This is a genomic window from Methylomonas sp. HYX-M1 (assembly GCF_040741385.1).
GTDB lineage: Bacteria > Pseudomonadota > Gammaproteobacteria > Methylococcales > Methylomonadaceae > Methylomonas > Methylomonas rhizoryzae.
This window is the reverse complement of record NZ_CP160405.1, coordinates 2,874,410-2,897,830: the sequence shown is the minus strand read 5'-3', so window position 1 is coordinate 2,897,830 and position 23,421 is coordinate 2,874,410. Positions and strand designations below refer to the sequence as shown.

The window sequence follows — 23,421 nt, the reverse complement described above, 5'->3', positions numbered from 1 at the left end:
ACGCGCGCCCGTTTGAGCGCCGACATGCCACTGTCATACATTGTTAGCGGTTAACGGCTACTATTATCGGGTTATCGTTACTATTCGACCGGCGACTCTTCCGGCCTAGGGGAATGTCGTAAAAGCAATGATGCAGGTTGGGCGTTGTTGCGTTCAGCCCGACCTATCTTTTGCGACTACCGCGCCTGGCGGGATGAGGACGTATTGCAGAAAGGAGACCCCGAATGTTAGAACATGCGACGCCTATTTCCCCCGACTCCGTAACCGTGCCCGACGTGGGCGAATTGCAGCGCATAGATGCATTTTGGCGCGCCTGTAATTATTTGGCGGCCGGAATGATTTATTTGCGCGACAACCCGTTGTTGAAAGAGCCGCTTCAGCCGGAACACATCAAACAGCGATTGCTGGGGCACTGGGGATCCAGTCCGGGCTTGAGTTTTATGTATGTGCATTTGAACCGCCTGATCAAAAAATACGATCTAAACGCCATCTTCTTGGCCGGCCCCGGTCACGGTGCGCCCGGCGTTTTGGCGCCGGTGTATTTGGAAGGGACTTATGCCGAAGTCTATCCGAACAAGGGGGAAGACGAACAAGGCATGCTGGAATTTTTCAAGGAATTTTCCTTTCCGGGCGGCGTAGGCAGCCATTGCACGCCGGAACTGCCGGGTTCGATACACGAAGGCGGTGAATTGGGGTACAGCATTTCGCACGCTTACGGCGCGGCCTTCGACAACCCCGACTTGCTGGTTGCCGTGGCGGTCGGCGACGGCGAATCGGAAACCGGGCCGCTGGCGACATCCTGGCACAGCAACAAGTTTTTGAATCCGCTACGCGACGGCGCGGTGCTGCCCATCCTGCATTTGAACGGTTACAAAATTAACAATCCGACGCTGCTGTCGCGCATTTCCCACCAGGAATTGGAGCAGTTGTTTTTAGGTTACGGCTACCAGCCGTATTTTGTGGAAGGCAGCGAGCCGGCCGCGATGCACCAGCGTATGGCCGTCGTTTTGGAAGCCTGCGTATTGGAAATCCGCCGCATTCAGCAACAGGCCAGGATGAGCGGGATAGCAAGCCGGCCGCGTTGGCCCATGATTGTGCTGCGCAGCCCTAAAGGCTGGACCGGCCCCGGCGAAGTGGACGGGCATAAGGTGGAAGGATTTTGGCGGGCCCATCAGGTGCCTTTGGCCGGGGTGCGCGACAATCCGGCCCATCTGCAGCAGTTGGAGCAGTGGCTGCGCAGCTACAGACCGGAAGAGTTGTTCGATGTCGGCGGCAGCTTGCATGCCGAACTGAAAGAGTTGGCGCCGCGAGGCAACCGCAGAATGAGCGCCAATCCGCACGCCAACGGCGGTTTGTTGCGCAAGGCCTTGAGGATGCCGGATTTCAGAGAGTATGCGCAAATCGTGCCGGCGCCGGGCAAGGTATCGGCGGAAAACACCCGGCCCTTGGGCCAGTTCTTGCGCGACATCATGCAGGAGAACATGCACAATTTCCGGGTGTTCGGCCCGGACGAAAATACCTCCAACAAACTCGACGACGTGTATCAGGTCAGTAAAAAGGTCTGGTTGGCTGATTACCTGCCGGAAGATGCGGACGGCGGCGAGCTGGCGGCGGACGGCCGGGTGATGGAAATGCTGTCCGAGCATACGCTGGAAGGTTGGTTGGAAGGCTATTTGCTGACCGGCCGACACGGCTTTTTTTCCACTTACGAAGCCTTTGTGCACGTAATCGATTCCATGTTCAACCAGCACGCCAAATGGCTGGCAATGTCCAGGGCGGCGTCCTGGCGGGCGCCGGTGGCTTCGTTGAATTTATTGATTACTTCCACCGTTTGGCGCCAGGATCATAACGGTTTCACCCATCAGGACCCGGGCTTTCTGGATGTGGTGGTCAACAAAAGCCCGGAGGTCAGCCGCATCTATCTGCCGCCGGACGTCAATTGCTTGTTGTCGGTGGCCAACCATTGTTTGAACAGCGTCGATTACATCAACGTGATCGTCTGCGACAAACAAAAACATTTGCAGTATCTGGACATGGACGCGGCGATCAAACATTGCACCAAAGGCATAGGCATCTGGGCCTGGGCCAGCAACGACGGCGGCAGCGAACCGGATTTGGTCATGGCCAGCGCCGGCGACATTCCGACTAAGGAAGCGTTGGCGGCGACGGTGTTGTTGCGGCAAAACTTTCCGGATCTGAAAATCCGTTTCGTCAACGTGGTCGACTTATACAAACTGGTGCCGGCCGGCGAACATCCACACGGCTTGTCCGACCGCGATTTCGACAGCCTGTTTACCTTGAACAAGCCGGTGATATTCAACTTTCACGGTTACCCGTGGTTGATCCATCGGTTGGCGTATAGACGCAACAACCACAAAAACCTGCACGTGCGCGGCTACAAGGAGAAGGGCAGTATCAATACGCCTTTGGAACTGGCGATACAAAACGAGATCGACCGTTTCAGTCTGGCGATCGATGCGATCAATCGCATTCCGGTCTTGCAAGTGTCCGGCGCCCACGTCAAGGAAAAATTGCGCGACCGGCAAATCGAATGCCGCAATTACGCGTATGAAATGGGCACCGATTTGCCGGAAGAAGATCAATGGCAATGGCCTTGGTAAACAGGTCGGCCGGGTTTTGAACGATTGCGCGGCCGTCCCGCGCTCCGCTATTGATTCGCCAATTTTTCAAACTTACCGATACGCGGCTTGGATTCCGCGTTTGCCGCGCCGAGTAGCGAAGGATTTGAACGGGCAAATCGGCAGGGCGGCCGATTTGCCGGCACAGCAACCGCGCATGCAGCCCGCTGTCTTCGGTTGTTTCGGCCTAGGATCTATGTCCGTTTATCCTTCAAAGGTTTCAGTGCGCGTTGACGACCTTTCGCTATGAGGTTCGCGCATGTTTGTCGCTAAAATTGGTATTTTTCGTTAAAAATCATAATGTTATTTTTATTATGGCCGATGAGAAGCTGTTCGGGGCGACTTGTTTATGCGGCGGAGCGATAATATGGCGGTCGGCCGAGAGGTTGAAGACTATGGCGCTTCAATAGGGTGGGCTAGGCATTCGTCTCAATCGGCCATCGTTGGGGGGGACGATTAAAGGGGGAGTTTGATCTGTGCGGTCAATTTGACGAGATAGGAATTCAATATGGGAGAACAGTCGCAATCCAGTGACAGACTGCCGACATGGTTAAGCGCCGATTTGCGCTTAGTGGGGGCGCTGGATAGGCGCATCATCGGCTTGTTGGCGGCTATCGAAGAAGTCGGCTCGTTGAACATGGCGGCTAAGCGGGTAGGCTTGAGCTACAAGGGCGCTTGGCTGATGTTGGAACGGGCCAATAACTTAGCGCCCACGGTGTTGGTGTCGGCGGCCAGCGGCGGCTTCCGGGGCGGTAATTCGAAATTGACTGCGGCCGGCAAGTATTTGGTTAGCGTTTTCAAGCAGCTGGAACAAGAACATGCCGAATTTATCGACCATTTGAATAGACGCTTAGCCGAAGACCCGCAGTTGTTGCGACTGTTAAAACCTTTAGCGATTAAGACGACTGCGGCTAACCAATGGTTTGGTACGGTCAAAAGCATGCGGGCCGGGGAGATAGACGCAGAAATCGATGTGATCTTAAAAAGCGGCGCCCGCATCGTGGTGACCTTAGCTTTAGCGGAACTCGCGCCGTTGCAAATCGGCTTGAATCAAGACGTCGTGGTATCGGTTAATGCCGCGGAAATAGGCGTCATTGCGGATTGGAGTCTACAACACGTTTCGGCGCGCAATTGTTTAGTCGGACAGGTCGTGCGAATTCGCGACGATGGGGTTGACGCCGAAGTATTGATTCGTTTGGATTACGCCGACAGTGTGGTTGCGACGATTACCCAAACCAGCGCAGGGCGAATGGGGTTAAAACCCGGCGTCATTGTCGGTGCCATGTTCAAAAGCAACGCAGTAATGTTGGCCGCGCGAAACGAAAGCGAGGTACGGACTAGCGTAGGTAACCCGTTCGAAATGGGTAAAACGGACGATAGTTCGGATCGGCATATGAATGCACCCGAGTATTAGCTCCCCCGGAAAACTTCGTTCAAATCCTTTAGGTTCAGGATCAAGTAGCGGCCGGGTGTCGGTTGACTCGGGCATTCCAGGCTCTCGCGCTGCGGCGGCGTCGGTGCGAGCCGACGTTAAATGAAGCCGACGCGACAGCAGCTCAAAAAGCGGCAGCCTTTCAACTTCGGGAAGTAATTTGTGATGGCTAAGCGCTATCCCCCCGGCCGGGCTCGAACGGGAAGACCGGAAAATCGGCGAATCCTGCCGCCAGTCTCATTCTTCCCCGCTGCTTGTTTGCCTGCGGCCTTGGTCGCTGCCCGGTCCGCCGGTGTCCTTGGCGCCGGCCAGCGAGAACAGCCAAGGACCGCCTGCTTCGGCATCGGCACTGACCAGCGCGGCCTGGCCGGCCGGCGATACCAGAAAGTCGGCGACTTTGGCGGCTTGCTGTCTGGTTTGCGGCGAAGCGGAATGGATTTTTCCGGGTTCCATGACAACGTAGGCTTTACGCAGGTTGGCGTCGCCCTTCAGCAAGACTTTCAGGCCGTCGCCGCGCAATTTACCGAAAGCGACCGGGATGTGGCCGACCACCACGTAGGCACGGCGGGCGGAGGCGAAAGTCAGGATGTCGTGCGGGTCGGCGGTTTCGTCCGGTAGCACCCAATCCGGCGTCGGCCGAATGCCGGCACGGCGCCAGATTTTCTGTACCATCGCGTGGCTGCCGGGGTCGCGGAACGCAAGGAACGGCGCGTGGGCTGCGGCGATTCGTTTAAACGCGGCTGCGGCATTGGGTGCGGCGCCAATACCGGCCGGGTCGTTTTCCGGCCCGACCACCACGTGTTCGTTAAAACCCCAAACTTGCTGGCGGCCGCCTATGCCTAAGGCTTGCAGTTGAAAGGTTTCGTCGCCGCCGTGCACCAGTAACAAATCGGCTTTGCCGTTGCTGAAGTCCGGCAGAATGCCTTCTTTGTTATCCGCGGAGACGGTGACTAGTTTGATAGCGGTGGCCGCTTCGATCCGCGGCGTGAGTTTGTCCCAAACCCCGCATAACGCCAGACCGCCGACCACCGCAACGCGTAGTGGGTTCGGGTCGGCGCCGGCGGGGAGAGGGCAAGCCGAAAAAATCGGTAGCAGCAAGGGTAGCAGGTGGAGCAGTGACTTGATTTTCATGGTAAGTCCTACAGGTCTAGTCGTAATTCGATGCCAAGCACCGCACCGGGATCGCGGAAACCGAGCTGGGTTTCGTAGTTTTGGCCGAGCAAATTGCGCCCGTACAACGACAGCCGGGTAACAGCCGGGCCGGCTTGAAAACTGCGGGACAGATTGGCGTCCATGCGCAAAAAGTCGCCGATGGGATGCAAGCGGCCGTCTACCGCTTTCCAATTGGAAAAAAACTTCTCCACTCGCAATAAGGACAGATTGATTTGCCAGGGATCGGCGTCGTGTTGCAGGCTGAAGGTATAGGTGTTGGGCGGTGCGGTGCGGCCGTAGTCTTGGGTGGTGGTATCGCCGCTGATGTACGTCCAGCCGAATCGGTAACGGCTGTTGCCTAAGGCCGAACGGAATTGGCCGTTCAGCATGAACTCGAAACCGTAGCGGTTGGTGTTGGTCTCGTTCCACTCGGTGGTGACGATGCCTTCGCGGTCGCGTACCGAGCGGGCCGGGTATTTGACGTTTTGGATACGGACGAAAAATCCGGTTAAGGCCGGATGAAATGCGGCCCAGCGTTCGTAGGTCAAACCGAGTTCGGCCTTCTTTTGCCCTTCCGGATGCAGTTGTATGCCGGGAAGCGGAATCACGGTTTGTACCGCACCTTGTTGGGCGTAATAGGCGCGGCCGTTGAATTTCAGATAATCGCCGGGTTGCAAAGAGAAGCCTAACGTTGCGAAACGGCTGGCCGGCAAGTCGCGGTTGACAATGTCCGGCAGAGAATAGCGCATCGGATCGGCGTAATAATGGTCTACCCCTTCGATGATGAATTGATCGTCCAAACGGCCGGCTAAGTCGATAGTCAGCAAGCGGTCGAACAAACCCTGTTCCAAGGTAGCGAATGCACCGCGGATGATTTCCTCACGCGGAAAATTTTCGTAATAGGAGGCACCGGTCGGCGTATCCCAATGCATGTGTTGGCCGCCGATGCGCAGCAAGGTGTCGCCGAAACGGACGGTGTGCTTCAGATCGTAGCCGGCCAAATCTTCCAGATTGGGAATCATGCTGGGCGCAATGCCTGGCAAGAGGGTGCCGTTAATCTGATTGGCATTTACATGAAAACCGGATGCGGTGAATACCGTGGAGTGTTCTTCGTCCCAAATGCCGTGAAATTGTCGACTTAGCGTGCCGCCCCAGAAGGTGGTGCGCAGCGGCGCCAGTTGCCAGCGCTGCAAGCCTAATAGCGTTTCTTTCGGTTCGCCGGCTTGGATTTGCTGGCGGGTTTCGTCATGGTAGGCGGCGAATTCGCCGCGCAGGCCGAATAAATCCAAGCCGGCGCGCAACATGCCGGAATTGGACTCTTTGGCCATGTAATAGTCGGTTTTGCCGTCGGTTTGGTAGTGATTCAGACGGGCGGAGGCATAACCCAAGTCGCCTGCGCTGCCGGCGTGGACCGATTCCGAATCGGTCTGGAAACTTTCGGTGCGGGCCAATGCGCCGGCTTCGGTTTTCAAGGGCCGCCGGGTGCGGACGATGATGAAACCGTCGTTCGGTGCGCCGGATGGACGGCCGAAATCGACCATGGGCCCTAAGGTCAGCGCGGTCGAGTCGCGCACAACTTCGACTTGTTCGATTGCGGCGACCGGCAAGTTTTGCAAGATGCGGGCGCCGGCTTCCGACGGCACGTAGACGCCGTCGATGATGTAGCCGAAATACAAATCGCCGCGAATACGCACCGAGTATGGAATTTTGCGGCCCTGATACAGTGTCAGTACTCCGACCGCATGGTTCAGCAAATCGAAGATGTCGGTAGGTTTCAAGGCTTCGATCTGTTCGGCGCTGAATTTTTGTACCGATAAGCGGCTGCTGGGCGCAACCCGGTAAGGATTGAGTCCGCTGTCTTCCTGTAAGTCGGGGTAACGCTGCTCCATCTCGCTGAGCCGGTTCGCGGTAACCACGAATTCGGGCATCATGGTTTCGGCTTGTACTCGTAAGGCTATGCTGAACAGCGCTATTCCGGAGAAACGCCGCTTGGGCGTTGCCGCCGATTGCACCGCATTGCGCGGTTGGGGGCAGGAAGCAACCGGCGGCAACATAACTGCAACCGGCTTAAGCCGAAACCGCCGTGTACGGGGAACGGCGGTGTTTGTTGTAGCTCAACAAGCCGGTTATCGCGCTTAAAAACAGCCAAGCCGAGGCCGGCAACGGGACTTGCGCCGGATTGACGTCGGCGGTGATGTAAATTTGCGGGTGTGCGCCGGGCTTGGTCAGTTGGTTGATCAGATATACGACTTGATCGTCGGCGGCGTAACCGTGGAAAGACAAAAAGTCGCCGGACATGATGTCGTTCACCAGGGCGGTCGCTAAATCCAAATCCCAGAAGCGCGGTGCACAAGGCGTGCTGACGCAGTCGGTCGTGCCGTTGGTGGTGCCGGTCGGATAATAAAACGTGCCTAAGGCTTCCTCGCCCGAAAATAAATCGCTGTAGGTGCCGCCGCTACCGTAAACCGAATTCCAGGTCAGATCGCTGTTGGTTAAACCGGTTAATCCGGCGGTTGCCGGGTCGAACCAATCGTCGTCGTTGAAATAGGAAATGCCGAAGTAGCCGGCGTGGGGTACGTTGAATTGGTTGTTGTTAGCCGGTACGCCTTCGATGTCGAAATTGGTATACCACTTCAGTTGTACGTCGGTAACGTGCCAGTTGCCGCTGCCGTAGGCGCTGTCGAAGCCGGACTTGATGGCCGCCGTATCGTAAGACACCAGATTTTCCATGCTGCGCACCTCGCTGATGCCTTGCACGAGATCGGCCTGCGGCGAGGAAATCATCATCGCTCCGTAACTGGACATATTGGAATTGGCTTGCACCGAATAGCTGGTAAGAAAGGTGTCGGCGGTGGCTTCGGTGCTCAACGTCAGCGAGGCGAAAGAAGCGTCGGCGTATCCTGCCAGAGTAGCCGCTACGGCTGCGGCGACGGCGGAAGGGATGTGTCTGGTTTGGTTCATTTGAATGTCTCCTATGGAAAATGGAGCTTAAGGTCCGGCCGCAGTGCCGGTCCTAAGCGAGATGTCGCAACAACTTGGCGATATTGATTCGAATTAAGTGGCTCCGTATCGCCGTCAGACTGAATAAACCGAGCCGACATCGGCTGCTGCCAGTGTGATCTGTCTCACATTCAGTCTTCGAAATGAACATTAATACATAACTAGACTGGCGGTCAATCGGCTAAAAATTGGGCCGTCCGGCGCGAGTGCTGTTGATGTGCCGACTAGCAGCAAAGCACCTCTGCTAATGTTCCAGGTGTTATTGTGTATTTAATTTAATAAATACAATAATTTATGTAAAATAAATTCAGTTTTTCACAATGTCATTATGCATGGTAAGGAAATGATCATTTTCTATTCGTGTTGCAATAGGAGGAAATTCTCGCTAATGAGAGGGTGTCGTCATACTGCAAATGTGAACCGGTAATTGAGAAGGAAATTTATAAAAAATCAATTTAAAACAGTTTGTTAAAAATTTTTGCCATTGTGCTGCCATCGTCCGGCGCTTAGGGGGTAGTCCGGCTCGGATTGGAAGGGATTTCGGGGTGAAAAGTTGTTCATAGGGTAATTTATGTATAAAAATACATAAAATGCTTTTAGTCAGACTTTGCCGAATGCAAGATCGGAGCGGAGGTTGCGGTGATACAGACAATATCGGTGCGGAAACGCAGATTTATAAGTTGCGGGTATATGACAAGCTCGGGCCGCATGTGTGCGGTGGCCGCGCTATTCGGAGCGATGTTGCCTATGCGTTCCGTTGCGGCCGAGACCACGCTTGGCGTCGAGGCCATTGCCGATACTTTTTTGAGTTCCGATCCGGGAACCGGCAGCGGCGGCGCGGGCGCAAGCAGCGACAATTCCGGTTACGGGGCGATGATGATCTCCGCCGACGTCGCCAACCCGGTGCAAGGAGTGAGCTATCCCAGGACGATGTATGCCGTCGTGGCTTACGACATGGCCGGCATCAAGGCCGGTTTCGATGCGCAGTTCGGGGCCGGGCAATGGGATGTGACCGACGTGACGGTAAGGTTCTATTCCAACTTTTCCATCACCGGCGTACCGGCGAACAATGCCCAATTCAACGTGCCGAATCCGGGATATTTCAATTTGTCCTGGCTTAGTAACGACGCTTGGTTCGACCCTTCCGCCGCCGGCGCTACCGGCCGCAGTCGGCCGGACTTTACCTGGAACAACCGCGAAAGTTACTTCAACGGTGCGACCATAGAAACCGTTGCACCTGATTCCGGATTTTACTGGGCCGGCGGCGATTACAACGGCACTACGGCCTGCGGGGGCGGCAGTTTTGCTCCGACTCAGCCGCCCTGTTTTTCGGCGACGTATTCTTTGATCAAAACCGTAAATCTGCTCAACGACATCAAAGCGGGCGGCTATCTGTCGCTGTTGGGAACACCGGCTGACAATCAAGTGGTGTATCTCATCAATCAACTGACTAAGCCGGACGCGCACCCCGGCATTTGGGTGACTGCGGATCTTAAACCGGCCGGCGGTGACGACGACTCGAACGGCGAGACCCCGACGCCGGTTTGGTCTTGTAGCGATAAACGACCGTTGGAAGATGCCATTCAAAATCAATGGCAAGTACGCGCCGGGCAGGCTGTAGGCTTTTACGTAACGGGGTACGATTGCCAAAACCGCTCGGTGGAAATTCGCGCGGCGGGATTGCCTAAAACCGCCAGCTTTACTCAGGACTTCGATGACGAACTGGGCAAACAGAAAGCGTTGTTCAACTGGACGCCGTCTTTAGCCGACGTGGGTAAAAGCAAAAGTGTGCGCTTTAAAACCGTGCTTAAAACCCAAACCGGTAGCAAATCATCGCTGGTCCGGCAAAGCAAAATCAGCATATTGCCGCCGCTGCCCGGTACTGATACCGATGCCGCCGCCGAAGCGGTAGTGGCGAATATTACTGTCAGTCGTGCCCTATACCGTACCGGTAACAATCAAATGGACGTGCGGGGGCGTATCGTTTGGCAAAAAGGCAGCACCCGCGCACAACGTGCGCTGGCAATTGCCAGAGCCGTGCAAGTGCTGGATGGCGACGGACAAAACCTATTGCTGGAGGTTCAAGCGCCGCTATCCGGTCAGTGGAAAGCCAGTTTCGCTTTGCCCTCGAGTATGAGCTCTACACCTACCAGCGTTTCAGCGGTATTTCGCGGGAGAACGAGTGAGGCTAAAGTGTTAAAGGTACACCCATGAGCGCGTTTTTATATGGATACGCTTACGAAGCTCAACGCCGGTCGAATCCGTTAGCGTGTTGCGGAGTGATTTTGGCGATGGCGTGGTCTGCGCCGGTCCGGCCGACGACGGTGACTCTGTTAGCCTCTCAGGACACGCCGATATACGCCGACGACGGCGTGACGACGTTTACTTTTGCCACACATTCCAACGGGGCCGGTGAAACGCTGTTTGTAGGTACCAACGGTACCGGCAGTGCGCGCCGCAGTCTGCTGCAATTCGACCTGAACGTATTGCCGGCGGGCAGCGTGGTAACGGATGCGCGCTTGACCTTATTTTGCGACCGGGAGCCGAGCAGCGATTATCAGACGCTGTCGCTGCACACCGTTACCGAAGCCTGGAGCACCGGGGCTTCCAATTCCGATGCCTTGGGCACGCCAGGGCAGGGAGCGTCCGCCGAGCCGGGCGACAGTACCTGGTATTACCGCAGCTGGCCGAGCACGGACAATCCCAACGGTTTGACCTGGAATACGCCGGGCGCTTCCTTCGATTCCGCCGTGTTGGTCAGCCGGCAAGTCGGGCCGTTGAGCGTCGGCGGCGATAGGCGTTCCGTTTACGTATGGAACAGCGCGGCGATGACCGACGCGTTGAACGCCTGGCTGACCGATCCGTCAAGCAATTTCGGCTGGATCATGACCGGCAACGAGAAGCAAACCCGCACCGTCAAGCGCTTTATCAGCAGCGAGGGCCGAGTTAACAATTGGCTGAAGCCGAACTTGATTTTGGAGGTCGATATTCCGGACCAGGCTCCGGCTGTATTGAGTTTGATATCGTCCGGCAATCCGGCTGATGACAGGCAGAACATCGATATTACTGCCTTGCTGTTGGGAGGGAATGCGCCGACCGGCACGGTGAGCTTCAGCGACGGCAACACGCCTATAGCCGGTTGCGAGGCGGTGCCGCTGAGCGGCGGCCAAGCCGTGTGTCGGATCAATAAAATATTGACCGGCACCTATTGGATAAACGCGCGCTATGCAGGCGACGGGTCTAACCCGGCTACTGCCGCGAAAATCCTACGCCAAGACGTCGACGAGCCGAGCACGGTCAGCGACAACTCGACCACGACAGTGTTAAGCGCGTCGCAGGATAGCAGCGCCGCCGGTTCGTCGGTTACTTTTACTGCCAGTGTCCGCGGCGGTTTAGGCCCCGCCGGCCTCGTCACGTTTATGGATGGAACGCAAACGCTGTGCAGCGGGGTGGTATTGGAACACCGTAGCGCGAGTTGCACCAAGGCCACGCTGAAACAAGGGATGCATAAAATTAGAGCCTTGTATTCCGGTGACGGTAGCAATCTGGCCTCCAATTCCAAATCATTAAGCTATACCGTGTTAGCCGGACAAGCGGTTTGCAATCCCGCCAGCAAGCCGCAAATGGCGCCGATGCAGACGGTGTGGAGCGTCCGGGTAGGCGATACCCTGCATATAACGACGGCGGCGACCGATTGCTGGCAGCGTGAAATCGCGTTGCAGACCTACAAATTGCCGGCGGGCGCGGAGTTTTCGCAACGTTACGATGCCGGCGCCGTCAAGCAAATCGGCGAATTCACTTGGCAACCTAACGAGGGCGAGGTGGACACCGTCAAAACCATCCGGTTCGGCGCGACGGTAAGTGGAATTTACGGACGCAAACAGGTGATCGGTAGCGCTGTCAAAATTCGAGTGCTACCGCCGGAAAACCACGACGCGGATTGCGGCAAATTCAGTAGACCGGTGTTGGATGATTTGCCTGAACGATTGACGATTCCGGCAAACCAGACCTTGCAAGTGCAGGTATCGGCGTCCGATTGCTGGAACCGTATCCTTACCTTGAATACCGGCCGGCTGCCGGCCGGTGCCACCTTCGAGCAAAGTTTCGATCAGGCGAGCGGAAAACAAACCGGTGTGCTGCGTTGGACGCCGCAAGCTAGCGACGCTCAACGCCGCAAACGCGTGCGTTTCAGCGCATCGGCCAGCGGTTTGTACGGGAGAAAATCATCTATGAACCGGAAATTGACAGTCGAGGTGCTGTTGCCGCAACAAGCGAATTTGCCTGATGCTGAATTGGCTGCGGCGGTAGAGAGAGTGCGGATAAGCGCTGCACGTTGGCATGCGCAAAGCCAGCAGTTGGAGGTTAGGGGTAAAATCGTCTGGAAGCGCGGCGTGTCGCGCGGCGTCAAAGCCAATGCGTTGGTCGAAGTGGTGCAGTTGAAAGCCGGCGGCGACGTGTTGGCGACAGGTCAAGCCGACATCGCCGGCAACTGGCGTCTGTTTGTCGATTTGGTATCGGCGCCGGGCAGCGTCCAGGCCGAATTCAGAGATACCTTAAGCGAGGCGGCTAGCGTTCGATAGGCTTGCTGCTCCTGGAACAAAGTGGTGGTCGGCGTGGCTCAGGCGTGTCCGGTCAGTGCGATGCGCAGGAAGCTGCATTTACGGCTAGGCTGAGTTTTGATTTTCGGCTGCAGCTTGTGGCCTATCTGCGGGTCTCGCAGGTTTGACCAAGCGGACTTTAGGTTTCTGGATGTGCCTTCGGGCCGGCGCGGAGCATTAATTCCCCATGAAAATATGGTTTTTTTAAAAAAAGTCTCTACACTACATCGAAACAAAAATACCTACTTGGTCGGTTAAGTATGGGTGCTAGATGAGGGAGGGTGCATGAAGTCAGAAAAGCGCGTTCATAAAAGGATTAAACCGAGAGGTTTGCAAGCCGGTTTAACCGTTAGCGCTGCGGATAGAGAAATTTCCCTGGACGCGGATATTTTGGATATCAGTTACAGCGGAATTCGGGTTAAATTGAAAAAACCCATCGCTTCCCATTTAACCGGTAACATTAAAATCAATTTGATTTTACCGGAGTCCAACGCCCCTTTTTGCGTGCATGGGGTGTTAAAGCACCAAAGCGCAGACGACGAGTGCGGGATTCATTACATCGATCACGTCCATGGTTCGATCGACGATTTAATGTTCGAATGCGTGGAACTGGACGAAACCACCGTTTTTATCAAAACCCATTAAAGGCACGCAAGGCGGCACAGGGCGTGTGCCCCGTACCGTCTGCTTGTGTTATGCGGTAATAACGAAGCGCACTGCGTCCAAACGCAATTGGGTTTCCTGGATGCATTCGTGCGACAGCATGGTCATTTCTTTCAGTTGCTGAATTTCGCTGTCTTTGATGCCGGGATTGATTTTTTTCAGTCTGACCAAGCGCTTGATTTCTCCTGTTAGCGCGGTAATCATTTTGTTGCTGTTTTCGTTGATTAAGTTTTGCATTCTGGCTTGGGCTTTCTGTTCGCCCACTTTGATCATGTCCTGAATCAAGCTTCTTTGATTGTGCAAGAACTGTACGATTTGTTCTTTATCCAGCCCGTTGTCGTTGGTATCGGTCATTGATTCATGGCTGACCGCGGCCGACAAATCTATTTTATGCTGATCGATCAAAATTCGAATGGGCGTGGGCGGCATAAAGCGGCCCAGCAACAAGTGAGCCGGGGCGCTGCATTCGGCTAAAAACAACAATTCCAGCAAAAACTGGCCGGGCCGTAGTTGCGGCTGCTTCACGATGCTGACCGCGGCGTTGCCGGTTTCGCTGGAAAGTACCAAGTCCATGGCCGATAGCACCATAGGGTGTTCTTGAGTCAAAAATTGCATGTCTTCGCGCGCCAGTGCGATTTGCCGGTTGGTGGTTACCGTCAAGCCGTCGTCTTGCAGCATCGGAAAGTGTGCAATACGCAGGTTTTCGCTAGGCCACAGGATATGGCAGTCGGCGGAATGGTATTCGACGTCTACCCCGTAGCAATCGAACATGGCTTCCATGTAGGGCCACAGGCTGCCGTCGTTTTCCTCTTCCGTTAGTTGGGCGATCAGCGCGTCGGCTTGTTCCCTTCGGCAGGAATTCAACTCCAGCAATTGATCGCGGCCGTTATGCAGTTCGTCCTCGATTTTTGAGGTTAGCCGGCGCGTCTGCTCGATAAAGTCCGTCAATTCGCCTGAGTGGCGGGTGCTAAGCTGGCGTTGTAGCTCTTGGTCCAACAGTTTGGCCACGTGTCCTGCCGCCGAGCAATTTCGCCTGAACGCGTCCAAGCCTTCGTCGTACCAACGAAACAGCACGTGTTGAGCGCTGCCGACTATGTAGGGAATATGCAGCTGAATGACGTGTTTTTGGCCTATCCGGTCGAGTCGGCCTATACGTTGCTGTAGAAGGTCAGGGTTATCGGGCAAATCGAATAGCACCAGATGGCGGACGAACTGGAAATTGCGGCCTTCGCTGCCGATTTCCGAACATAGCAGTATTTGGGCGCGGCTTTCGTCGTCCGCGAAAAAGGCGGCGGCTCTGTCCCGTTCGACTATGCTCATGCCTTCGTGGAATACCGCGCCGGTATGACCGACGTGCAGCCTAAGCAATTGTTCCAGTTGCACGACGGTTTCGGCCCGTCGGCAGATTAACAAAGTCTTTTCTTCGCCCAGCCGTTTTAAAAAGTCCAACAACCATACAAAGTAGGGGCTGTCTGCCAGGGGTAGGTTGTCTTCACCCTGCAACGGATAGTCGAAGCGTTGTCGCTCGGGAAAGCCTTGCACCGTATGCCGGGAATTCCGGAACAGGATTCGGCCGGTGCCGTGGTGATCCAATAATAAACCGATCAATTCTTCCCGCACGGCATCTTGTTCGGGGGCGGCCTGCAGACGCTCCAGCAAGGCATCGGCATTGTCTTGTTGCAGAATTTTTTTCAGTTGCTCACGTGCGGCGCGGTCCAGTGGGTGACCGGACAACAAGCGGTTGGCTAACTCCGCAACCGGGGCGAACTGACGTTCGTCGTTTAAATAGTGTTCGAAGCTGTAAAACCGGTCCGGGTCGAGTAAACGCAAGCGGGCGAAATGGCTCTCTTTGCCGAGCTGTTCGGGCGTGGCGGTCAAAAGAATCAGACCGTCTACGTTATGGGCCAGCCGTTCCACGAACGAATATTCGGCGCTGGGTGCGTGTTCGCTCCAGGCCAGATGGTGGGCCTCGTCCACTACAACCATATCCCAGCCGGCATCCAGGGCTTGTGATTGTCGTTCCGGGAAATCGGCGAAGAATTGCTGGCTGCAAAGCACCAATTGTTCCGATGCGAACGGATTGTCTTCTTGGCAGGCCAGACAGCGGGTTTCGTCCAATAAGCTAAAACGCAGGTTGAAACGGCGCAGCATTTCCACCAGCCATTGATAAATCAGAGCTTCGGGCACCAAGATCAATATTCTTTTGCTCAAGCCGTTCACCAAGCGGTGATGCAAGATCAAACCGGCTTCTATGGTTTTTCCCAAGCCGACTTCGTCGGCCAACATCACGCGCGGCGCTACCCGATTCGCGGCTTGATGCGCGATATAAATTTGGTGCGGGATCAGCGCGGCGCGCGCGCCTTGCAAGCCTTTAACGGCCGATTGCTGGTGACGCTGTTGGCGTTGCCAGGTGTCGAAACGCAAGCTAAACCAAGCGCTGGGATCGAATTGGCCGGTAAACAAACGATCTTGCGGTTTGTTGAACTGAATGGTGTGATTCAGTTCCATTTCGTCGATTTGCTGCAATTGGCCATCTTGGTCCAAGCCGAGGTAACTTAACAAACCGTTTTGTTGAGCGACCTGCTGTATGGTGATCTTGATGAATTCGCTGGACTCGATGACGTCGCCGACGGCGAATTTGACGCGGGTCAGCGGCGCATTGTCGCGCGCATACACCCGCTTATCGCCGGTAGCTAAAAACATTACGGTGACGCGGTTGTAATCCGCCTCCAAGATCATGCCCAAGCCCAGTTCGGACTCGGTGTTGCTAATCCAGCGCTGGCCGGGAATAAAGTCGTTCATTGTGTTACTGCGTCAAAAACGATAAGGGATCGATATTATATAGCGTTAGGAGCGTATGGCGGGTGTGCGGATGGATACGGACTTATGGAAGGTTAGGATAGACCACTGCGCGAGCGTCGTGCAGAATACTAGCGCAGTATGCAGTATATAAAAACGCGTGCTTAATTCTTCTCCGGACGTCAGTTGCTCCCGGTTGGAACTCAGTAGAAATTGTGCTGCCGAGAATAATCGGCCGTATTTAAATATAAATTGTTCGGTTCCCCAGTTAAACAATTGATAGCTCATGGGTAATGAAACAGCAAATATAATGCCTAGCATACCGGTTCTGATATACTGGCGATAGGATAATGCAGCCGCCAGGGAACTGCCGAGCCAAGCAAATAAAAATAAATAGATTAACAGGTTGATTGTTTTAAAAGAATAACCGGCGTTTGGCAATAACTCTATCAGGTTGTCTGTGCCTGCTTCTACGATCACTACCCAAAATGCCAGCCCTATACATATTCCGCTTTCAATCGCTCCTAAAATAACGGGTAATAAGGAATGGCGAGGATTGACGGCCGAGTAGATGGAGAAGAATGTTCCGGCTGTTATCATGGTGGAAAATATTCCAAATAGAAACACGAAGCGCAGCCCCATTTCCAATTCCGACGGCAGCGATAAAACCGGATTGCCGATCACGTCGTATATACTTTCCATAGGTAATGTGATTCTCACCAATAGCCAGGCGATTAGGGCATGAATCGACACGGTTTTGATGACGAAAAAACCAAGGTTTTTCGATTTGCCGCCAAGTTTCAGTAAATACCACATCGGAAACGAGAAACACCAATACAGTAAAACGGTGAAACCGAATGTATTCAGCAGCGGGTATTCCGAGGCAAACAATTCTCGAAAATTATAAGGAATCCTAGAACTGTTTTTAAGTAATGTCAGAGTTATAAAAGTCGCTAAAAAGGGTAAGGCGGAGAAAAATAAACCGAAAGGTGCGGGGGCGCTTGTCGAAATCGGCCGTGTCTGGCCGGTCGGATTTTTGGATTTTCTGTCGGTGAAAAATCCGCTTTGCGAGATTGGTACAGGCGCCGGAGCGGTGGCGAGTAACACGATGATTTTATATCCGGCGTAACCGCCCAATACTTCCAGCAGCCAATCGGTTATATCGGTGCTTTTTTGCGGTATAAAGGCTTGACCGAATTCGATCATGAATGCGATCAAGCCTATTAAGGCTAAAATTAATGCCGGAATCTTATCGGTTTTTTTATTGAGCGGATATAGTGCGGCAAGCGCGCCTAGCGGGAAGAAAAATAAGGTTTTATGGAATACCTCGGTAATAGCTCGATATTCCGTTCCGTAATAATAAGAATAAAACGGTAGCTTGAAGAAACTTGCCGTCCAGTTTGTCAAGCCGAGTGTCGAATCGAAATGATAGGGATACCAAAATACTGCCGCTATGATAAAAGACCACGCGATAAAAGCGCCTATCAGTAGCGGTTTTAACAGTGTAATTCGGCCAGGCAAGCTTTGCCCGGATTGTGAAACGAGTTGCAAGCCGATGCCGCTTCCCATCAAAGCGGTAACAATATCGGTAGTATCGGTGGTTCGGCTATAGACAAATAATTGCAAAAATTCGATTACAGTCGCGGCAACCAGCGTTTTAATCAATAGTTGCGAACGGGTGAAATTTCCGTTCCGGCTCCACAACCACGGTACCGGGCACCACAACAGTATATCGGCGACTGTTTGATAAATGTTTTGAATGACGTCGGATTGTAAATGGGTGAAAGGAATCAGTACGATTCGGCCTTCTTGCCATTTATGAAAAAATTCCACCGGGCTGAGCGTCAAATCCAGCGGAATTACGCTGTAAAACAACAATCCGCCGATATAAAGCTTTAAATAAATCAGTGGATCCGATTTGTTTAAATAATATTTTTTAAGCCATTCAAAAAAACTATTTCCGCTGAAAAGCCAAGCAAATAAGCCGATAAATCCACCTAGGGTCTCGGCGATAATGTCGTTTAGAGAAACCGTCCTAGGAGGGAAAAACAATTGGCAAAATTCTATCGAAAATGTCAGCAGAATACAGGCAAATAAAACCAATGTATTGCCGATACCTCTTAATAGTTTGTTTTGCGTGGCCAGCGAAAGTCTGCCGCACCATAAATAGGCGAGCGGAATGAATAATAATATATTGGCAACCCAGTCCGCTCTGGAGGCTATGCCTAGATTGAGATAACGGATATTTTGAAACTTGGACCATGCTTCCGCAAGAGGAAACGGTCTGTAGTCCAATGGCACCAAGCTGCCGTAGACAACAAATATCGTATATAAAACGCATACTATAGATAATTGTTTTTTCACTGACTCATTTCCGCTACGGCAAAATATCAGCTGTATTGTAGAGTAAGATTGGCGATAAACGAGTCGAGTTGTTCGTGCGGTAAGTGATTGATCCCCGCCGCCGCCTTGCGTCCGCCGCCGGTAGGAAATTTGGCGCATAACTCGTCGGCGCCGGCTTTTTTGTGTAACGGAGCCCTAACACTTACTGTATAGCCGCCTTGCCGATTGTGGCTGAGCACGGCGTGCGCTCTGTCCGGATAGCGGTTGGCTAAGTCATTGCTCCACACTCCGCTTACCCGGCGGCTCCACCGCTCGTCCGGCAGAATAAACAACGCGGCGTTAGCCGATTCGTATTCCGGGGCAACTTGCCAAGCCAAGGCCAGATCGTTCGCATAGCCTTCACTCAAGCGGCGAAATAGTTCGTCGTGCTCGGCGATGAAATCGAGCGGAGACCGGTAGGGTCGCATCAGTTCGAAAAGCTCTTCCGGCGGAAAATGCAAATCCGCGACGCTCTCCCCGTAAGCGTTGTAATTGATGCAGATTCCCAATTGTTTGAGAGTTTCGCTGGCTGTTTGCTCGAGTCCGATCCGGTTGGCCAGGGCTTGCGCGCTGCTTGCCAAATTGTCGCCGAATGCCGCGGTCACCGCCCATGCCGAGAATTGGTGCTCTAAATGCCGATCGACCAGCAGGCTGGTGCAAACATTGGGATCCGTGTTGATTAGCGGTTGTAGCCCAGGGTGTTTGGGTATGTCTGCGCCGGGATTGTGGTGGTCGACGTAAAACACCTCGACTTGCCGGTCGAGTAACTTCGTTAAAGGCTCGCGGTTCTTTTCCAAGGCGATATCCAGCACGGTTACTTGCTTGGCGGTTTCCGGGTCTACCTGTTTTAGCAGACTGATATCGCGCTTGACGCCGGTAATCAATTTGGCTGCGCGCGGTTCGGCCAAGCGCAGCTGGATCAGCGCGCAAATTCCGTCGGCATCGCCGTTAAATACATCGAAATTCATGGGGCGGCCTTTGCCAGCGTTGCGGAATCAAGGACGCCGCGTTCAGCCAACAGTTTTAGCACTTGGTCTACGCATTGCTCGAGATTTTGGGCGCCGGTATCTACGGTTAACTCCGGTTTTTCCGGCGCTTCGTACGGAGAGGAAATACCGGTAAAGTGCTGAATCTCGCCCTGTCGGGCCTTTTTATACAAGCCTTTTACGTCGCGCTGTTCGCAGATAGTCAGATCGCAACTGCAGTAAATTTCGATAAAGTCGCCGTGAGGTACCAGTTTGCGGGCCAGCGCCCGTTCGGCTCTGAACGGGGAGATAAAGGCGGTTAAGGTAATTGTGCCGGCTTCCAGCATCAGTTTGGCGACTTCGGCGATGCGGCGAATATTTTCTTGTCGGTCCGCTTCGGTGAAGCCCAAATCGCCGCACAGACCGTGCCTGACGTTGTCGCCGTCGAGTACGAACGTTCTACAGCCGAGTTGGTGCAAGCGTTCTTCGACCGCATGCGCCAGCGTCGATTTTCCGGCCCCGGATAAGCCGGTAAACCATAGAATGACCGATTTGTGGCCGTTTTGCGCTTCGCGTCTCAGACGGGTAACGGTGGCGTGATGCCAAACGGTGTTGCTGCTTTTAGGTTCCATAGTATCTGGCGTTTGATGGTAAAGGGAGGGGACAGTTAGCGGCCGTAATCCAGTTGTTCGATATCTTTCAAAATGCCGTTTTCGAAGCGTAGGTACTCCCGAAAACGCCTAGGGCCGAAATTGTAGATCCACTCTTCGATTTCGACTTCTTCGAATTGCTCCAGCTGCAGTGCGCCGTAGGGATGGCGCAAGCGGCTGCCGCGTATGCCGCTACGTCTGTCTACAGTCGCCGGTTCGCCGCATTTGTCCAGCACGTCCAGTTTGTGATCGCCTATTCGCACCAATTCGTGACCGCAACGAAACGCATGGGCGTTGTTAGACAAGGCAAGGCCGCAAAGGCTTAAAACCAGAGTTGGCAAGATCTTCAAGGTTGGACCGGAAAGGTTTGACTGTAACTTTGCCCCTTGGCGCAGACTGCCCGGTCTATAGGGGATTCGCAGGATATATCGGTAAATTCGGCTTTTAATTCGCCGGGTTTGTCCGGTACGAAATAAAAGCGGAAATTGGGGTCGGCGCTGATGGCGATATCGATTTTAGCTTGCAAAACCGGTTTGTCGTTGAAGGTGACTTTCAACCGATCGACGAAATGCGACTTTCTAACGAAACGAGTCATTTGATCCATCTGCATGCCGGTGATGTTGGGATGGCTGATCATCAACTGCGCTAATGCCGCCTGACCGGATGGGACGCCTTCGTCCAAACGAAACTTCATTTTACCCAAACGCTTCATCGCTTCGTCCAGATCGGCGCCAATCGGTGCGGAACATCCGCCGCTGGCTTTCACGTATTTTTTGGCCATGCTCAGTTTGCCGTCGTTGGTTTCGGCAATCGCCCGAATATTGCTGTAGGTATTGACCCTTACCCGCATGGCGAGGTCAGCCTTGCCGCTTTCAGGAAAGAAGTCGAATTCGCCTACGAAGGGAAAGGGGTTGTTATCCACCAAAACCCATACCTTTTTTATGTAGCGGGCCGGCGTTTGCGCAATCTTACTGACAATTTTTACCGGAACGATCGCCGGGTCTTCGGCGCGGTACGGCGCTTCCAGTTCGATAATCGGGTTGGACTCTTCTATAGCCTTGCCGGCGAAATACTGGTTTTTCAGCAAATTGTCCCAGTTGCGCTCGTCGCCTTCGGCAAAGGCGATGACTGGCATCAATAAACACAAGCCGATTACCTTATACAATTTGCTCATTGTCGCTCTCTATGTTCAATGGTTTTCAGTCTTCCCATTCTAATTCCGCAAATGCGAGTGTGACATTTTTTCTATGGAATTGTTCGAACAGTTGCCACTGGCTTTGCTGCGACCAAGCGGCGTGTTCCATGGCATATTCCAGGGTTTTACCGTGCTTGATCATACCCCTGACTTCGTCGGCCAGTTGGCTTAAATAGGCCCGCTCGGCTTGCAGCGCTTGCGGCCAATCGCGAACCAAGCGGCCGTGTCCCGGTATTACCAATCGATAGCGTTGTTTTTCCAGTTGTTGCAGTTGCGTCAACCAACCGGTGATGCTGCCGTCGATGACCGGAACGTGTTCCAAGAATAGTAAATCGGCTGCCCACAAGGTATCGGTTTTGGCGTCGTAAATGCTTAAATCGTTATCGGTATGGGCGGTCGGATGAGCGGTCAGCAGCAATTCCCGATTGCCTAGGTCAATGCGCATGCGGTCTTGGACTTCGATGTCCGGGGCGACGATGTTTTTGGCGCTTACCCGAATATCCAACATGTCGTCGGCTTTACTCAGATAGTGCGGGGCACGGGTAGCCATGGCGCGGGCCAGCTTGGCGTGACCGACGAACCGAACTCCCGCTTGTTTGAACGCGAGATTGCCGTAGATGTGGTCGGGATGCACGTGGGTATTGATGACGTAGCAGATAGGCGTGCTGGTGACGCGGGTGATGGCGTTGCGCAGTGCCAAGCCTTGTTGCGGACTTCCGCCGCTGTCGATCACGGCGACGCAACGGTCGCCGACGATGAAGCCGATATTGGCGATTTCGCCGTGATTTTCGCGGTCGGGCCAATGATGCTCGGCAAGGTGGACATATACGCCCGGCGCGGCTTCGGTTATTTTTAAGGCCGGCAAGGCGTAGGCGTCCGCAGCCAGCATCAAGCCAATACAAAAAGACAATAAGCGCATGTTGAGTTGTTAAGCGGCGATCAATTTATAAAATTCGGATTCGGAGACGATGTCGCGGTTGTTTTCCACTCTGTCCAGATACACCAAACCCAGCAAATGATCGTATTCGTGTTGAAACACCCTAGCCGGAAAATCCTGCAACAGTAGTTGCTTTGCCGTGCCGGCGGCATCTTGGTAATAGACTCTGAGTGCGCGGAATCTGGGTACTAGCGCGCGGATGCCGGGCACGCTCAGGCAGCCTTCCCAGTCTTTGCCTATGGTGCGATCCACGATTTCGTAATACGGATTGATCATAACGACCGGCGGCATTTCCGGGGCATGGGGATAACGCGCGGTAGGGCGGGAAGCGACGATGACGATTTGTTTACCTATGCCAAGCTGTGGAGCCGCGATGCCCACGCCATTGTTTTCCAGCATTCGCTCGTGCAACGTTTGCAATAACTGCTGGAACTCCGGGCTTTTAAAATCGTCAACGGGGCTGGCGTGTTGACGCAATGCAGCGGCCCCGAGTTGCAGAATTTCCGGTTTGCTAAGCATAGGTTCCCAGATTGGCTACTAGAAAGATGCGTTCAGTATACTGTGGTTTATTAGAATTGGCTCACCTTTACATCATTGGGCTTTTTTGTGATAGTAGCCGCGCGTTTATAACGCCCGCGTTGACATGCCGGGGAATTAATCGATCAACCATCAGGAGTTACTATGAAAAAAATCCAAAAAACACCGTTCGCTCTGGCTATCGGCGCTTCGCTTCTGCCGTTTGCGGCTAACGCGGCTCAACCCGACGCCAATCCTTTTGCATTGTCGGATTTAACCTCCGGTTACATGCTGAGCGCGGAAGCGGAAAAAGATGCGTCTTCCAAGATGAAAGACGGCGCTTGCGGCGAAGGCAAATGCGGTGGGGCGATGATGCAAAAATCCACCGACGCCAAAGCGATGGAAGGCAAATGTGCCGGCAATAAACCGGCTCCGGCTCCATCCGCTGATAAATCGACCAAAAGCGACGAGAAAAAATAATTTATCCGCGCTA

At 53.9% G+C, this 23,421-nt stretch carries 17 protein-coding genes; 6 read left to right on the top strand and 11 right to left on the bottom strand.

Annotated features, from left to right (window positions below):
• The first annotated feature begins 224 nt into the window (after positions 1-224).
• Together AB0A83_RS13060 and AB0A83_RS13055 are read left to right on the top strand one after the other, a co-directional pair.
• Positions 225-2,621, top strand: coding sequence for a phosphoketolase (locus AB0A83_RS13060; protein ID WP_367154405.1), 2,397 nt, complete (start codon positions 225-227; stop codon positions 2,619-2,621).
• Positions 2,622-3,147: 526 nt separating this feature from the next.
• Positions 3,148-4,053, top strand: a complete 906-nt coding sequence (locus tag AB0A83_RS13055; protein WP_150049076.1) for a TOBE domain-containing protein — start codon at positions 3,148-3,150, stop codon at positions 4,051-4,053.
• Between the two features lie 255 nt (positions 4,054-4,308).
• On the opposite strand, the gene AB0A83_RS13050 is transcribed toward AB0A83_RS13055, so the two are convergent.
• The 3 genes from AB0A83_RS13050 to AB0A83_RS13040 are packed head-to-tail and all read right to left on the bottom strand — an operon-like array spanning position 4,309 to position 8,184.
• Positions 4,309-5,202: a tungsten ABC transporter permease gene (locus tag AB0A83_RS13050; RefSeq protein WP_190303133.1), complete on the bottom strand. Its 894-nt coding sequence runs from the start codon at positions 5,200-5,202 to the stop codon at positions 4,309-4,311.
• Positions 5,203-5,210: 8 nt separating this feature from the next.
• Positions 5,211-7,277, bottom strand: coding sequence for a TonB-dependent receptor plug domain-containing protein (locus AB0A83_RS13045; protein WP_367154403.1), 2,067 nt, complete (start codon positions 7,275-7,277; stop codon positions 5,211-5,213).
• Between the two features lie 13 nt (positions 7,278-7,290).
• Positions 7,291-8,184, bottom strand: a complete 894-nt coding sequence (locus AB0A83_RS13040) for a hypothetical protein (protein WP_367154402.1) — start codon at positions 8,182-8,184, stop codon at positions 7,291-7,293.
• Between the two features lie 786 nt (positions 8,185-8,970).
• On the opposite strand from AB0A83_RS13040, the gene AB0A83_RS13035 reads away from it, so the two are divergent.
• The 3 genes from AB0A83_RS13035 (at position 8,971) to AB0A83_RS13025 (ending at position 13,466) form a co-directional block, all read left to right on the top strand.
• On the top strand, positions 8,971-10,437 hold the full coding sequence (locus tag AB0A83_RS13035; protein ID WP_367154400.1) for a hypothetical protein: 1,467 nt from the start codon (positions 8,971-8,973) through the stop codon (positions 10,435-10,437).
• Positions 10,434-12,803 carry an Ig-like domain repeat protein gene (locus AB0A83_RS13030; protein WP_367154399.1) on the top strand — a complete coding sequence of 790 codons (2,370 nt, stop codon included), beginning with the start codon at positions 10,434-10,436 and terminating at the stop codon, positions 12,801-12,803. Before AB0A83_RS13035 ends, AB0A83_RS13030 begins: the two co-directional genes overlap by 4 nt.
• A 303-nt stretch (positions 12,804-13,106) precedes the next feature.
• On the top strand, positions 13,107-13,466 hold the full coding sequence (locus AB0A83_RS13025) for a PilZ domain-containing protein (RefSeq protein ID WP_367154398.1): 360 nt from the start codon (positions 13,107-13,109) through the stop codon (positions 13,464-13,466).
• A 48-nt stretch (positions 13,467-13,514) separates the two neighbouring features.
• Here the strand turns inward: AB0A83_RS13025 and rapA are convergent, their stop codons facing one another.
• From rapA to def, 8 genes are read right to left on the bottom strand one after another with little or no spacing between them, the layout of a single operon-like run.
• Positions 13,515-16,286 (bottom strand): RNA polymerase-associated protein RapA, encoded by a 2,772-nt coding sequence (gene rapA, locus AB0A83_RS13020; RefSeq protein WP_367154397.1) that lies wholly within the window; start codon positions 16,284-16,286, stop codon positions 13,515-13,517.
• Between the two features lie 45 nt (positions 16,287-16,331).
• Positions 16,332-18,785 carry a VanZ family protein gene (locus tag AB0A83_RS13015; RefSeq protein WP_367154396.1) on the bottom strand — a complete coding sequence of 818 codons (2,454 nt, stop codon included), beginning with the start codon at positions 18,783-18,785 and terminating at the stop codon, positions 16,332-16,334.
• Positions 18,674-19,633: a DHH family phosphoesterase gene (locus AB0A83_RS13010; RefSeq protein ID WP_150049062.1), complete on the bottom strand. Its 960-nt coding sequence runs from the start codon at positions 19,631-19,633 to the stop codon at positions 18,674-18,676. The genes AB0A83_RS13015 and AB0A83_RS13010 overlap by 112 nt, the downstream gene beginning before the upstream one ends.
• Entirely contained in the window at positions 19,630-20,262 is a 633-nt protein-coding gene (gene cysC, locus AB0A83_RS13005; RefSeq protein WP_150049060.1) for an adenylyl-sulfate kinase, read from the bottom strand. The genes AB0A83_RS13010 and cysC overlap by 4 nt, the downstream gene beginning before the upstream one ends.
• A 35-nt stretch (positions 20,263-20,297) precedes the next feature.
• Positions 20,298-20,585, bottom strand: coding sequence for a DUF2845 domain-containing protein (locus AB0A83_RS13000; RefSeq protein WP_232056649.1), 288 nt, complete (start codon positions 20,583-20,585; stop codon positions 20,298-20,300).
• Positions 20,586-20,626: 41 nt separating this feature from the next.
• The gene (locus AB0A83_RS12995; protein ID WP_150049058.1) at positions 20,627-21,454 is read right to left on the bottom strand and encodes a quinoprotein dehydrogenase-associated SoxYZ-like carrier; all 828 of its coding nucleotides are present in this window, start codon (positions 21,452-21,454) and stop codon (positions 20,627-20,629) included.
• A 25-nt stretch (positions 21,455-21,479) separates the two neighbouring features.
• Complete coding sequence (locus tag AB0A83_RS12990; protein ID WP_150049056.1) at positions 21,480-22,394, bottom strand: quinoprotein relay system zinc metallohydrolase 2; 915 nt, start codon at positions 22,392-22,394, stop codon at positions 21,480-21,482.
• A 9-nt stretch (positions 22,395-22,403) separates the two neighbouring features.
• Positions 22,404-22,931 (bottom strand): peptide deformylase, encoded by a 528-nt coding sequence (gene def / locus AB0A83_RS12985; RefSeq protein ID WP_150049054.1) that lies wholly within the window; start codon positions 22,929-22,931, stop codon positions 22,404-22,406.
• A gap of 162 nt (positions 22,932-23,093) precedes the next feature.
• Between def and AB0A83_RS12980 the strand changes: the two genes are divergently transcribed.
• Positions 23,094-23,408: a hypothetical protein gene (locus AB0A83_RS12980; RefSeq protein ID WP_150049052.1), complete on the top strand. Its 315-nt coding sequence runs from the start codon at positions 23,094-23,096 to the stop codon at positions 23,406-23,408.
• Positions 23,409-23,421 lie beyond the last annotated feature (13 nt).

Bases quoted from the DNA above. Each gene is read 5' to 3' on its own strand.
- AB0A83_RS13060 (WP_367154405.1), top strand. From the start codon at position 225: ATGTTAGAACATGCGACGCCTATTTCCCCCGACTCCGTAACCGTGCCC.
- AB0A83_RS13055 (WP_150049076.1), top strand. From the start codon at position 3,148: ATGGGAGAACAGTCGCAATCCAGTGACAGACTGCCGACATGGTTAAGC.
- AB0A83_RS13050 (WP_190303133.1), bottom strand. From the start codon at position 5,202: ATGAAAATCAAGTCACTGCTCCACCTGCTACCCTTGCTGCTACCGATT.
- AB0A83_RS13045 (WP_367154403.1), bottom strand. From the start codon at position 7,277: ATGTTGCCGCCGGTTGCTTCCTGCCCCCAACCGCGCAATGCGGTGCAA.
- AB0A83_RS13040 (WP_367154402.1), bottom strand. From the start codon at position 8,184: ATGAACCAAACCAGACACATCCCTTCCGCCGTCGCCGCAGCCGTAGCG.
- AB0A83_RS13035 (WP_367154400.1), top strand. From the start codon at position 8,971: ATGCGTTCCGTTGCGGCCGAGACCACGCTTGGCGTCGAGGCCATTGCC.
- AB0A83_RS13030 (WP_367154399.1), top strand. From the start codon at position 10,434: ATGAGCGCGTTTTTATATGGATACGCTTACGAAGCTCAACGCCGGTCG.
- AB0A83_RS13025 (WP_367154398.1), top strand. From the start codon at position 13,107: ATGAAGTCAGAAAAGCGCGTTCATAAAAGGATTAAACCGAGAGGTTTG.
- rapA (WP_367154397.1), bottom strand. From the start codon at position 16,286: ATGAACGACTTTATTCCCGGCCAGCGCTGGATTAGCAACACCGAGTCC.
- AB0A83_RS13015 (WP_367154396.1), bottom strand. From the start codon at position 18,785: ATGCGCCAAATTTCCTACCGGCGGCGGACGCAAGGCGGCGGCGGGGAT.
- AB0A83_RS13010 (WP_150049062.1), bottom strand. From the start codon at position 19,633: ATGAATTTCGATGTATTTAACGGCGATGCCGACGGAATTTGCGCGCTG.
- cysC (WP_150049060.1), bottom strand. From the start codon at position 20,262: ATGGAACCTAAAAGCAGCAACACCGTTTGGCATCACGCCACCGTTACC.
- AB0A83_RS12995 (WP_150049058.1), bottom strand. From the start codon at position 21,454: ATGAGCAAATTGTATAAGGTAATCGGCTTGTGTTTATTGATGCCAGTC.
- AB0A83_RS12990 (WP_150049056.1), bottom strand. From the start codon at position 22,394: ATGCGCTTATTGTCTTTTTGTATTGGCTTGATGCTGGCTGCGGACGCC.
- def (WP_150049054.1), bottom strand. From the start codon at position 22,931: ATGCTTAGCAAACCGGAAATTCTGCAACTCGGGGCCGCTGCATTGCGT.
- AB0A83_RS12980 (WP_150049052.1), top strand. From the start codon at position 23,094: ATGAAAAAAATCCAAAAAACACCGTTCGCTCTGGCTATCGGCGCTTCG.